Annotated in this window: 9 protein-coding genes; 4 read left to right on the forward strand and 5 right to left on the reverse strand. The window is 58.4% G+C overall.

Translation table 11 applies throughout. The features are described 5' to 3' along the window. Positions 1–540: 540 nt before the first annotated feature. A complete protein-coding gene (gene holA, locus NW852_RS10410; protein ID WP_414372042.1) occupies positions 541–1,518 on the forward strand; it encodes a DNA polymerase III subunit delta in 978 nt (325 codons plus the stop codon). A 116-nt stretch (positions 1,519–1,634) separates the two neighbouring features. On the opposite strand, the gene NW852_RS10415 is transcribed toward holA, so the two are convergent. The 3 genes from NW852_RS10415 to NW852_RS10425 form a co-directional block, all read right to left on the reverse strand. Then, positions 1,635–2,246 (reverse strand): cytochrome c oxidase subunit 3, encoded by a 612-nt coding sequence (locus NW852_RS10415; protein ID WP_414372044.1) that lies wholly within the window; start codon positions 2,244–2,246, stop codon positions 1,635–1,637. 134 nt (positions 2,247–2,380) lie between these two features. Beyond that, positions 2,381–4,087 carry a cytochrome c oxidase subunit I gene (gene ctaD / locus NW852_RS10420; protein ID WP_414372047.1) on the reverse strand — a complete coding sequence of 569 codons (1,707 nt, stop codon included), beginning with the start codon at positions 4,085–4,087 and terminating at the stop codon, positions 2,381–2,383. Between the two features lie 56 nt (positions 4,088–4,143). Then, positions 4,144–5,145 carry a cytochrome c oxidase subunit II gene (locus tag NW852_RS10425; RefSeq protein WP_414376616.1) on the reverse strand — a complete coding sequence of 334 codons (1,002 nt, stop codon included), beginning with the start codon at positions 5,143–5,145 and terminating at the stop codon, positions 4,144–4,146. A gap of 389 nt (positions 5,146–5,534) precedes the next feature. On the opposite strand from NW852_RS10425, the gene NW852_RS10430 reads away from it, so the two are divergent. The 3 genes from NW852_RS10430 to NW852_RS10440 all read left to right on the forward strand — a co-directional run bounded on the left by NW852_RS10430 (position 5,535) and on the right by NW852_RS10440 (position 9,518). Then, complete coding sequence (locus NW852_RS10430) at positions 5,535–6,527, forward strand: COX15/CtaA family protein (protein WP_414364279.1); 993 nt, start codon at positions 5,535–5,537, stop codon at positions 6,525–6,527. A gap of 52 nt (positions 6,528–6,579) precedes the next feature. Next, entirely contained in the window at positions 6,580–7,575 is a 996-nt protein-coding gene (locus tag NW852_RS10435; RefSeq protein ID WP_414364291.1) for a heme o synthase, read from the forward strand. Between the two features lie 545 nt (positions 7,576–8,120). Then, positions 8,121–9,518, forward strand: coding sequence for a TolC family protein (locus tag NW852_RS10440; RefSeq protein WP_414364278.1), 1,398 nt, complete (start codon positions 8,121–8,123; stop codon positions 9,516–9,518). Between the two features lie 271 nt (positions 9,519–9,789). Here the strand turns inward: NW852_RS10440 and rpsD are convergent, their stop codons facing one another. Both rpsD and gmd read right to left on the reverse strand, forming a co-directional pair. Beyond that, positions 9,790–10,401 carry a 30S ribosomal protein S4 gene (rpsD, locus tag NW852_RS10445; protein ID WP_414372052.1) on the reverse strand — a complete coding sequence of 204 codons (612 nt, stop codon included), beginning with the start codon at positions 10,399–10,401 and terminating at the stop codon, positions 9,790–9,792. Positions 10,402–10,571: 170 nt separating this feature from the next. Further along, the gene (gene gmd, locus NW852_RS10450) at positions 10,572–11,708 is read right to left on the reverse strand and encodes a GDP-mannose 4,6-dehydratase (RefSeq protein ID WP_414364277.1); all 1,137 of its coding nucleotides are present in this window, start codon (positions 11,706–11,708) and stop codon (positions 10,572–10,574) included. Positions 11,709–11,810: the final 102 nt, after the last annotated feature.

An 11,810-nucleotide genomic window follows, 5' to 3' on the forward strand; every position in this document is an offset into this window, starting at 1 on the left:
CCGTAAAGCGGATGGGGAAACCCCACCCGCCTGCGCGGTGGGGTAGTTCATAGTGCCCTTTAGGCAACCGAGGTTAGCGGGTGGAGCTGGGAGCTCTTAACCTCTTCAGAGCTGAAAGGGGGAACCCCTGCTCCCGACTGATCTGCTTTGAAGAGCGGGGAATTGCAGTAATGAATTTGCACACGAGTAGGCCGGCCCAAGCCCAAAGCAGATCCCAGGCAGCGCGCTAAAACCTGCACTTTGAACTCCAGTTCGCCAATAGTGTCCATATACTTGCGGCCCTCCCTCCAACCCCATCTCTAAGCCCAGCTTAGGAGAAGATTGACGAGAGTTCTTCAGTGGGAATACAGAATTTGCCAAGCTAGATCATGCAAAGCTGGCACTCTTTTTAGAGAGAAAAAAGCTGAAACCTGGCCAGGCTTTCTCCGGAAGATCCCGGACAAAGGGCCGGAAGCTACCCGTTGATTAACGTAAGTAAAAATAACGCCTAGAGAAACTACGGAAAAAAGCTGGAGACCAAGCTGAGGCGACGTGGGGAGTATGCCCGTCTACCTTTACTGGGGAGATGATAGCTATCGCCTCCTGCAGGCGGTGCAAGAGCTGCGCGATCAGGTGCTGGATCCCGCGTGGGCTGCCTTTAACTACGATCGCCTGCCACCGGAGTCCACCCTGGCCGGACTGAACCTGGCCATGACGCCGCCTCTGGGATCCAACGCCCGCCTGGTTTGGCTGGAGGAGACAACGCTCACCCAGCAGTGTTCCGAAGAGTTGGTAAGAGAACTGGAGCGAACGTTAGCTTCTTTGCCCCCCACAACCCATCTGGTCTTGACCACCAGCAGCAAGCCGGATGGACGTCTCAAATCCACCAAACTCCTCAAGCAAGGGGCCATTGTCCGCGAGTTTTCCCAACTGCCCCCCTGGGACGAAGAGGGCATTCTTAAGCAGGTACACCGCGAGGCCCGACAGCGGGCTCTCAAGCTCAGCCCAGAGGCAGCCCAGAAGTTGGCGGAAGCCGTGGGCAACGATTCCCGCCGTTTGGCCATGGAACTGGAAAAGCTGGCCCTCTTTACGGCAGGCCAGCGGGATCCCATCTCCCCTGAGCAAATCGAGGCTCTGGTTCCTGCCAGCGCCTACAACAGCTTGCAACTGGCCGCCTCCCTGCGCCAGGGCAACTTGGATCGATCCCTGCAGATCCTGAACCATCTGCTGGATCACAACGAGCCGCCCCTTAAGATCCTGGCAGTGTTGGTGGGCCAATTCCGCACCTGGCTGTGGGTAAAGCTACTGCTGGAAGAGGGAGAACGGGATCCCAAGGTCATTGCCCAAAAAGCAGAGATTGCCAACCCCAACCGGGTTTATTTCTTACAAAAAGAGGTGGGATCCCTAAAAAGCTCAGCACTGCTGAAGGTGATGCAGCAACTTCTACAACTGGAATATCAGCTCAAGCAAGGTCAGCCGGAGCGAGAAGTGTTTCCAGAGGCTCTGATCCAGACCGTGGCCATTCTCCAACAGTCCTGAGCCTTTCTGTCCTTGTTACTCCGCCCAGAGACAGTTCTAACAATGGCCCATTTAACGGACAGCGTGCTCGACCGGGATCTCCTTCAGCCTTGGGGAGGGGGATCCCTCTTCGCGACTCAGAGCAAGTAGAGCAGGATAAACAACACAATCCAAACCCCATCCACAAAGTGCCAGTAGATCTCAGCAGCCTCGACGCCAAAATGACGTTGGGCGCTGTAGTGGCCTGGCTTCAGGGATCGCCAAAGCACCGCCAAAATAAACAGCAACCCCGCCGCCACGTGCAGCCCGTGGAACCCCGTCAAGACATAGAAGGTACTGGCAAACAAGTTGGTGGTGAGGCCAAACTCCAGGTGGCTGTACTCGTAGAGCTGCCCGGCCAGGAAGATGGCCCCCAGCAGGGCAGCGAGGGCAAACCACAGCCGCAATCCCTTGACATTATTGGCCTGGATGGCAGGCTTGGCCTGGTGGATAACCAAACTGCTGGAGAGGAGGATTGCCGTGTTGATCCCAGGCAAGAGCAGTTCCCGCTCCGGCGTCCCTTCCGGCGGCCAGACCGGGGCCGTGAGGCTGTAGGCCAAATAGGCCATGAACAGGCCCAAGAATAGACAGCCTTCCGCTACCAGGAACATCAGCAGACCAAAAACGCGATGATCTGGGTGCTCGGCATGAGCGGCATGGGCCTGAGTGTGGCCGACCATTAAGGCATCAGAAGCGAGGGATCCTTGCATATTCCTGTCCACTTAAAATCAATTTTCGCCAAATTCCAGAGACTTCTTGAAACTGTAGGGGCAGCCCAGCCAAGATCAAGACGGGAATACCCGGCGAGCAGAGGATGGATACCCAGCGGGCAAGTCTCCTCCTGCTAAGAAGAAGTAGGCTCCGCCTCAGCCAGCGCCAGCTCCCGCAAGCTCTGCAACTGGGCGGCCAAGTAATCCAAAGTCTCCTTGCTGTGCAGGCCGTAGTCGTAGGGGCCAGTTAGCAGGATGGGATCCCCGTAGAAGTTGTGGGCAGGCGGTGGGGAAGAAGTTGTCCACTCCAGAGTTAGAGCCTGCCAGGGGTTGTCTCCGGCCTTGGGCCCAGCTACCCAAGAGTAGATGGCGTTCACCAAGAAGGGCAGCGTGGAAATGGCCAGAATGAAGGCACCCACCGAGCTAATCCAGTTGAGGTCGGCAAATTGCGGGTCGTACTGAGCCACGCGGCGGGGCATGCCCATTAGACCCAGCTTGTGCATCGGCAAAAAGCACATGTTGAAGCCGACAAAGGTCAGCGCAAAATGCACCCGCCCCCAGAACTCGTTCAGCAGCCGGCCGGTCATCTTGGGGAACCAGTGGTAGAGGCCGGCATAGATGCCAAACACGCTGCCGCCAAACAACACGTAGTGCAGGTGGGCCACCACAAAGTAGGTGTCGTGGACGTGGATATCCAACGGCACCGAAGCAAGGATGATCCCGCTCAAGCCGCCGATGACAAACATGGAGATAAAGCCCATGCCAAACAACATGGCCGTCCGGTAGTGGATCTTGCCGCCCCAGAGAGTCGCCAGCCAGCTAAACACCTTGATCCCGGTGGGAACGGCAATGGCCATGGTGGCGATCATGAAGAACACCCGCATCCAGTCGGGGGTACCGCTGGTAAACATGTGGTGAACCCAGACAATCAAGCCCAAAAAGCAGATGGCCAAGCTGGAGTAGGCAATGGCTTTGTAGGCAAAGATGGGCTTGCGGGCATGCACCGGCAAGATCTCCGAGATCATGCCGAACACCGGCAGAACCATGATGTACACCGCCGGGTGGGAGTAAAACCAGAACATGTGCTGGTACACCACCGGATCCCCGCCGCCACTGGGGTTGAAGAAGGCCGTGCCCGCCAACAGGTCAAAGCTAAGCAGGATCAGCGCCCCAGCCAGAACCGGCGTTGCAATGAGGGTAATGATGGAAGCGGCCAGCATCGCCCAGCAAAACAGAGGCATATCCTCCATCTTCATGCCAGGCATGCGCATCTTGAGGATGGTGGTAATAAAGTTCACGGCCCCCAGAATGGAAGAGGTTCCGCCTAACAAAATGCTCAGGATCCAGAGTTCTTCTCCCACTTTGCCACTGATGAGGCTCAGCGGCGGATACGAGGTCCAACCCGCTGCCGGGGCCTCGAGGAAGAGGCTAGCCAGCAGCAAAAGGCCGCTGGGTGGAATTAGCCAAAAGGCGACGGCGTTTAGCCTAGGAAAAGCCATGTCCCGCGCCCCGATCATCAGCGGCACCAGGTAGTTGCCAAAGCCCCCCATCAAAGCCGGCACAATCCACAAAAAGATCATGATTGTGGCGTGCAAGGTAAAAGCGCCGTTGTAGCGCTCAAAACCGAGAAAGTCGGCTTCGGGGGTGGCCAGCTCGGCCCGCACGGCTGTAGCCAGCGCTCCCCCCACCAAGTAGAAGGAAAAGGTGGTTACCAAATACTGGATCCCGATCACCTTGTGGTCGGTGGAGAAGGTAAAAAAGCGCCACCAAGGCTCGGCGGCAGGCTCCAGGCTGGCTTTGGGGGCAGCGGCAAAGGTGGGATTGTCCTGTAGCTGGGTCATGGCAAAAGGCTCCTCCTGGCGTCACCAGAACGTCCGTCAAGGGGAAAGGGATCTCTCTAGCCCGCTGAGGGAAGGGATCCCGTTTGCGTCAGCGGGACGGAGTCCTTGGGCAGTTTGAGAGAGGTTAGATCAGCAGGCGAGAGGCCCAAACGCTGCTGGTGAACTTGGACAAAGGCAGATTCCGAGGGAGAGGGGTGAAGGTCTCCCGCCCAGGCCAGCGCGTTGTTCTCGCCACGAGCAGCCACCAGTTGCTCCTGCTGCCAGCGCTCGAACTCTTCCGGCGTCTCCACAACCAGTTGTGCCACCATCACTCCATGGTAAGGGCCACATAGCTCGGCACAGATGATGGGATAGGTTCCTAGCTGCGTGGGCACAAACTCTAGGTGAGTTTCTCGGCCAGGAATCAGATCCTGCTTGAGGCGAAATTGCGGCACCCAGAAGGCGTGGTTGACATCCATAGCCGTCATGTTCAGGCGCACCCGCTTGTTAAGAGGCAGGTGCAGCTCGCCGGCCACCAAACCCGATTCCGGATAGGTGAACATCCAGGCATATTGCATGCCCTGAACTTGGACAATCAGATCCGGCTGGCCCATCTCCTTGCCAGGCAGCACCGCGGGAGTGTAAGCATAGCCCGGATCCCCTGCTTCCGTCTCCTGGGAAGACCCCATCGCCATGGCCGCGTGGACGTGACCGCCCACATCGGCGCCTCCATACACCGCCTGATAGACATCGAGGCTGGCCAGGCCCAACCAGAGGATGATCACCGCCGGCACCGCCGTCCAGACGATCTCCAGCAGCACGTTGCCGTGGTTGGGATCCCCGTCTCCTCGATCGCCTCGCCGCTTGCGGTAGCGAAAGGCACAGTAGAGAAGCACTCCCTCCACCACCAAAAAAATCCCAGTGGCGAGGGTGATTGTGCTGTTGAAGAGGCTATCGAACAAGGGAGCCGAGTTAGCAGCCGCTTCCGGAAGCAGATGGTGATTTTGGCCATACCAGAGACTGGCCAGGGTCAACAGCACCCCGATCCCCACCAAAAAGATATTCTTGAGCGCGCTCACAGCTGCTTTTCCCCGCTGCTACCACCACTACGTGCCTGCCCTAGCAGGTTCTGTAAACAGAACCCAAGCAGGCTTAGACTCCTCTCTATTCAAATCCCAGGAGCCGGCGAGAATTGGCCATCTTAGGGATCTCTTCGGGATCTTCAGCCGGAGCGTTGGCACCGTCTACTGAGGAAGGGCAGCTTGGCCCAAAGAAATCCTTAAGAACCTTCGCCCGTTGCAAAGCTGCATTTAGGATTTGTTGCAAGAGAGTCTCCCCTCTGCCTCTAGAGAAGCACCACCCAGGATAGGAAGGGGTTAGAGGGATCGAGTTATTAACTGTTGCTTCCGCGCATTTTTTAGTGCCGATTGTGGACTGCTCTCCCTAGATTTCGATTCTTCAAATTGCAATGGACTCCTCAATTTCTCCCTCTCACGTCCCCTCTTCGGCTTCGGATCCCGTGCCGTCTGGGGAGCTTTCCCCGCGCCTGGGGCGAGCCCTGCTGGGTTTAGCAGCGGCTACTTGGCTGTTGATGGGGCTAGGCAGTGCCACTCGAGTCATGAATGCTGGACTTGCCTGTCCCGACTGGCCCCTCTGCTATGGAGAGCTGGTGCCGACGCAGCAGATGAACCTGCAGGTGTTTCTAGAGTGGTTTCACCGACTGGTGGCTGCCGGGGTGGGCTTGGCCACCCTGGTGCTAACGGGGTTTGCCTGGCGGAAGCGGCAGGCTTTGCCCGCTTGGCTGCCCTGGGGTCTGAGCTGGGCTTTTGTCTTGGTCGTGGCCCAAGGGATCCTGGGAGGGCTGACGGTAACGGAGTTGTTGCGCTTTGACATTGTGACGGCCCACCTGGGCACAGGCCTGCTGTTTTTTGCCACGCTACTCAGCTTGGGATTGCTGGCCCTGCCAAGCGTCGCTCCCTCTGAGGCGGGGAGAGCTTCTGTTGGCTACTTGCCCTGGCTCGGCTGGGGGGCAGTGCTGCTGGTGTACGTCCAGAGCTTGCTTGGGGCTTTGGTGGCTTCCCAATGGGCGTTACACCAGTGCTTTGCTTCTGGTGAACGGTGCGGAGTGATGAACAGTCACTTGCTAGGGGTGGCTCCGGCCACGCTGGCAGTGTTGCTGGTGGCGGTGGCTACAAGTTGGCGGCGGCAGCAGATCCCAAGGATTCTCAAGCGGCTGGGCCATGGATCCGTGGTCCTTTTGCTGGCGCAAGTGGGGGTTGGCATTCTCACCTATCGCTACCGGCTGCAGGTGGAGCCCTTGACGGTAGCCCACCAGATGATTGGGGCAGCTTTGCTGGCGTGCTTGCTGGGCTTTACGGTGCTGGCCTGGCGGATGAGCAATAGCCTTGGGGGAAGGAACCTTCGGGGGGTAGCCGCGGCCGCAGAAATGAACGGCAAGTAGTTTCATGGCAGATATCCTTCAAACCTACTGTCCAGATCCTTGTCAGAACACGGTGACAGGAATCCCTTTTGGCCATCGCCAAAGTCTGGCGCAGGTTTTGCGCAGCTATAGCCAGTTGGTGAAGCCGAAGATCGTCGCCCTCTTGCTGATGACCACGGCTGGAGCGATGTGGATGGCGGGCAATACGGATCCCTTCAAGTTTGGTGTCACCCTCTTGGGGGGGGGGATGGCGGCGGCCGCAGCCAATGTCATCAACATGGTGTACGACGCCGATATTGATCGGATGATGGAGCGAACCCGCCACCGTCCTCTACCTTCCGGTCGCATTCGGGCCCGACATGCCCTGATGTTTGCCGGGATCCTGGCTGTGATGTCCTTTGGCCTACTGGCCTGCTTTACCAATTGGCTGGCTGCTGGCTTAGCCATGGCAGGGATCCTGGTGTATGTAGGGGTCTATACCCACTGGCTGAAGCGTTCCAGCCCCCAGAACATTGTTATCGGCGGAGCAGCAGGGGCAATCCCACCTTTGGTGGGCTGGGCAGCGGCTACCGGTGAGCTGAGCTGGGCTGCTTGGGTGATGTTTGCCGTTATCTTTCTGTGGACCCCGCCCCACTTCTGGGCCTTGGCGATTTTAAAGCAAGAAGACTATGCCCACGCCGGGGTGCCGATGTTGCCGGTGGTGGCAGGAGAAAGGCCGACTGCTGCCCAGATTCTCCTCTACGCCCTGCTAATGGTGCCAGTCAGTCTACTGCTGGTTTACCCTCTGCACGTGCTGGGATCCTTTTACTTGAGTGTGGCGGCGCTGCTGGGATCCCTTCTCATTTGGAAGGCGGTGCAGTTGCTCCAGGAACCGCACAACCGGCAGCGGGCAGCCTCCCTCTTCACCTTTGCTAACCTCTACTTGCTGCTGTTGTGTGGCGCCATGGGGTTGGACAGGTGGTCGCTGACCCACATCCTCTGGGAGCGGGCTCTCGCCTCCCTTCAGGGGGTTTACACCACCCTGGTGGCGCTGGCAAGCCACTTTGGGACAATGGGATCCCTGGCTTAACGACTTAACCAGATCAACGTACCCAACCAACTTGGACATTGACACTCCCAGCGCCTAAAGGCAGGGGATTCTTAAGCAGTTCAACAACGAACTCGTAAAGGCGCTGTCAAGACGTCCCTAGACGGCCCCTAGAGACAAAGCCTCAAGGTTCCGCTTACTTACTGGCTTTCGGCACTGTCCGGGTTTTTCACCGGGGTAGGTGCTGACTTAAGATTACAACATAACATTGGCGAGCGACTCCAGTCGCTCGAAGGCTTTTCCGCCCCGCACTACTCGCGCTAGCGGCGCGGAGTGCTTAATACGGGGCTACCCGGCTACTCTGCTGTGTCAGCATGAGTGTGGGCAGTTTACTTTGCGATACTGCTAGAGGTGATGTTGAGAGTGACAACACGATGGCGATGCAGAGTCTAGCTAGGGGCCGGCTTCGACGTCCTCAACGGCAGCCAAGCTCAGCGGGATCCCGGCTGTCCCTTACCCGGTTTGCCCCCTGTGGTCTCCTGTTCAGCCTGCTCTGGGCTGTACCTGCCCTTGCCCAAGAGAGGGAAGTGCCTGACCCTGCTGCCTCGATCCTCCCAGATAGCCGGGCAATCCGCACCCCCAACCTGCCTCCCACCCTATCGCTCCCGCCCGAGGCCCGCCCTGCCACTCCTACCCCGGTCTTGCAGGGGGCTTCTAGGGCTGAAGACCTGGTGGTGCCTCAATCCCCTTTGGAGGTGCGCATCGAGCGGACGGAGGGCTTGTCTTTACAAGAAGCCCTGGAGATCGCCGTCGCCCAAAACCCGGCGGTGCAGCAGGCAAGGCTGGCTGTAGAACGGGCTAAAGCAGGTGTAGCCCTGGCGCAGGCAGCTTTTGCTCCCACCCTTTCCAGCCGTGCCAACTACCAGTACAGCGAACCCCCTGCCCCCGGCGGCACTCCCAGCCGCCAATCGCACACTCTCTCTGCTAGCGTGGTGCGGCTAGACTACACCGCTTTTGACAACGGGATCAGGGAACAAAACCTGAGACTGGCCCAAGAAGCTCTGCGCGTCGCCGAACTGCAACTGGAGCAAACCCTGCAGACGGTAAGACAAGCTGTGGCCAACGCCTACTATGATCTGCAGAGCGCCGATGCCCGAGTGGCCATTAGCCAGGCTGCCGTCGCCAGTTCTGAAGCCACCCTGCGGGATGCGCAAGCCCGAGAGCGGGCTGGGGTAGGTACCCGCTTCGAGGTTCTCCAGGCGGAGACGGAGTTGGCCAACAATCGACAAACCCTACTGGTGGCCCAAAACACCCAACAACTGAGCCGCCGCCGTCTGGCCGAACTGCTGAACTTTCCCAGCCCCACCGATGTGCTGGCCAGGGATCCCATCGAGCCGGTGGGAGAGTGGGATCTAAGCCTGGAAGAGACTATTGTTGCCGCTTTTGCCCAAAGACAAGAGCTGGAGCGCCAACGCCGAGAGTTGGAACAAGCCCAAGCTCGGGTGCGCCTGGCACAAGCCAGCAACGGTCCTCAGATTGGTTTGTTCGCCACTCTCGATGCCGTTAACGATTTCGACGCCAGCCGCGACAGCTTCGATGTCGGCTATTCGGTCGGGGCCAACTTCACCTTGACTTGGTTTGATGGGGGAAAGGCGTCTGCCCAGGCTCGCCAAGCTGAGATCGATGGGCAGGTGTCCGCGAGCAATTTCGTCGGCACCCGCAATGAAATCCAGCGCACTGTGGAAGAAGCTTTCCTCACTCTCAGCTCCAGCCGCGAGCAGATCGACTCGGCCAAAGTGGCGATTGCCTCGGCAGAGGAGAGTCTACGCTTGGCCCGGCTGCGCCTGCAAGCGGGGGTGGGCACGCAAACAGAGGTGATCAACGCCGAAGCTGCCCTTACCACTGCCCGTGGTAACCTCTCCAATGCTGTAATCGCCTACAACCGCGCCTTGGTGCAACTGCAGCGGGCCATCGGCAGGCTTTGATCTCTGCTCGGTTCTTTCTTCCTCACCCCAACCCCTCTCCCTCTGGGAGAGGGGAGCTAGAGCGGCGCGTTGGCAACAGTGTTGCGTCGTAATAATGACGTGGAGAAACGTTTCCTCTGAATGTGCGGGATACCCCACCTGGGTGGGGAGGGATAGCGCCTAATATACTCAGCACACCCCAAGTACTGACTCTTTCTCTGAGAAAAATCGCCCTCTCCGGGCTTAGCTCCTGAAGTTTCCCCACGATCCGCAATGGCGGCAAAAGGGATCCTCAGAGTTTACGAGAATAGAACTCGACGACCAGCAGCTCGTTCACTGGCGCGCAGATTTGCTCGCGGGGAGGCAGTTCTTTGATACGTCCGCGCAGCTTCTCTTTGTCAAACTCCAGGTAATCGGGCAGGAACAGTCCCGGATACTCGGCGTAGGTGGCCACCAATTTGCGAGAAGACTCCTTGTTCCTTACCGTGATTACATCCCCAACTTTGCAGCCATAGCTGGGGATGGTGACTTTGCGGCCGTTGACTTCGATGTGGCCGTGGCTCACCAACTGCCGGGCTGCCGGAATGGTTGGAGCCATGCCGAGGCGAAAGACAATGCAATCCAGCCGCATCTCCAGCATCTGCAGCAGGGCTAGCCCGGTGGATCCCTTGGAGCGCCGCGCCTTGCGCATGTAGCGGAGCATCTGGCGCTCGCTCACCCCGTAGTTGAGGCGAACCTTCTGCTTCTCTTCTAGGCGGATAGCATACTCGGATTTTTTCTTGCGCTCTGCCCCGTGCATACCGGGTGGATTGGTATTTTTGGGGCGCTTGCGAGTCAGACCGGGCAGATCAAGTCCCCCGAAGCGACGAATGATCTTTAGGCGGGGACCTGTGTAGCGGGACATGCGGGCGTTTCTCCGAAATCGGCAAAGATACTCAGCAGAAGAGCACAGGCAAAAGCGCTGGCCGTACGCTAAAAGAATTGGCGATCTCCTATATTAAGGTCTTAGCCCCTCCTTTAAGCAAGGGGTGAGAGCTGTTTTTTGGGTTGACTTGGGGGATCCAGCCGGTACCATTAGTTGCAGCGAACCCCCAGTTGGGTGCGGATGAAGGCGCGATCCTCGCTGAGTAGGCCGTTGAGGGTACGCCGTTCCCCCAAGATGGGATCCGGATCCAAGCCAATGGCTTCCAGGTCGGCTAGCACCATCAGCTCCACCAATTGGGGAAAGGTCACCTTGGGCTGCCACCCCAGCACCCGCTTGGCCTTGGAGGCGTCCCCTAACAGCAGCTCCACTTCCGTTGGGCGGTAGTAGCGGGGATCGATCTCGATCAGCACGCGATCTTTGTAGAGCCCCTGTTCTTCCAGGCCGGATCCCCGCCAGGTAATGGGCATGCCCACCAAAGCAAAAGCGCGTTCGGCAAACTCCCGCACGCTGTGGGTTTCGCCAGTAGCCAGCACGTAGTCGTCCGGCTGGGGCTGCTGCAGCATCATCCACATCCCCTCGACGTAGTCCTTCGCATAGCCCCAGTCCCGCTTGGCATCCAGATTACCTAGATAAAGCTTGTCCTGCTTGCCGGCCACAATACGGCTGACGGCGCGGGTAATCTTGCGGGTAACGAAGGTTTCTCCCCGCCGTGGGCTTTCGTGGTTAAACAAAATGCCGTTGCAGGCAAAGAGGTTGTAGGCTTCGCGGTAGTTGACTGTTTGCCAGTAGGCGTACACCTTGGCGCAGGCGTAGGGGCTGCGGGGGTAGAAGGGGGTGGTCTCCTTTTGCGGGATCTCCTGCACCAGCCCAAACATTTCCGAGGATCCCGCCTGGTAAAACTTCACCCGGATCCCCGTGCGTTGTTGGTAGTCGCGGATGGCCTCCAGGAGGCGCAGGGTGCCCATGGCTACTGCATCGACGGTGTATTCCGGGTTATCGAAACTTACCCGCACGTGGGATTGGGCCCCTAGGTTGTACACCTCCGTCGGCTGCACCTGTTCCAAAATCCTGCGCAGAGTGGTGCCATCGGTGAGATCCCCATAGTGGAGAAACAGCTTGGCGCTGGGGTCGTGGGCATCCACGTAGAGGTGGTCAATGCGGTCAGTATTGAAGGTGCTGGCGCGGCGGATGATGCCGTGGACTTCGTAGCCTTTTTGCAACAACAGCTCGGCCAGATAAGAGCCATCCTGTCCGGTGATGCCGGTAATTAAGGCACGTTGGGTCATAGAGTTGGGGGCAAAGAGCGGGAAAAGTCTAAGCAGCGAAGTGGCTCAAGTCCAATAGCAAAACTCAGATCTCGAAGCAGAGACTTGAAAGCTAAGACATTA

This window comes from Synechococcus sp. H60.1 (assembly GCF_047462335.1).
Classification (GTDB): domain Bacteria; phylum Cyanobacteriota; class Cyanobacteriia; order Thermostichales; family Thermostichaceae; genus Thermostichus.

Excerpts from the sequence above, each read along its gene's own strand:
- holA (WP_414372042.1), top strand. The coding sequence starts at position 541 with ATGCCCGTCTACCTTTACTGGGGAGATGATAGCTATCGCCTCCTGCAG.
- NW852_RS10415 (WP_414372044.1), bottom strand. The coding sequence starts at position 2,246 with ATGCAAGGATCCCTCGCTTCTGATGCCTTAATGGTCGGCCACACTCAG.
- ctaD (WP_414372047.1), bottom strand. The coding sequence starts at position 4,087 with ATGACCCAGCTACAGGACAATCCCACCTTTGCCGCTGCCCCCAAAGCC.
- NW852_RS10430 (WP_414364279.1), top strand. The coding sequence starts at position 5,535 with ATGGACTCCTCAATTTCTCCCTCTCACGTCCCCTCTTCGGCTTCGGAT.
- rpsD (WP_414372052.1), bottom strand. The coding sequence starts at position 10,401 with ATGTCCCGCTACACAGGTCCCCGCCTAAAGATCATTCGTCGCTTCGGG.
- gmd (WP_414364277.1), bottom strand. The coding sequence starts at position 11,708 with ATGACCCAACGTGCCTTAATTACCGGCATCACCGGACAGGATGGCTCT.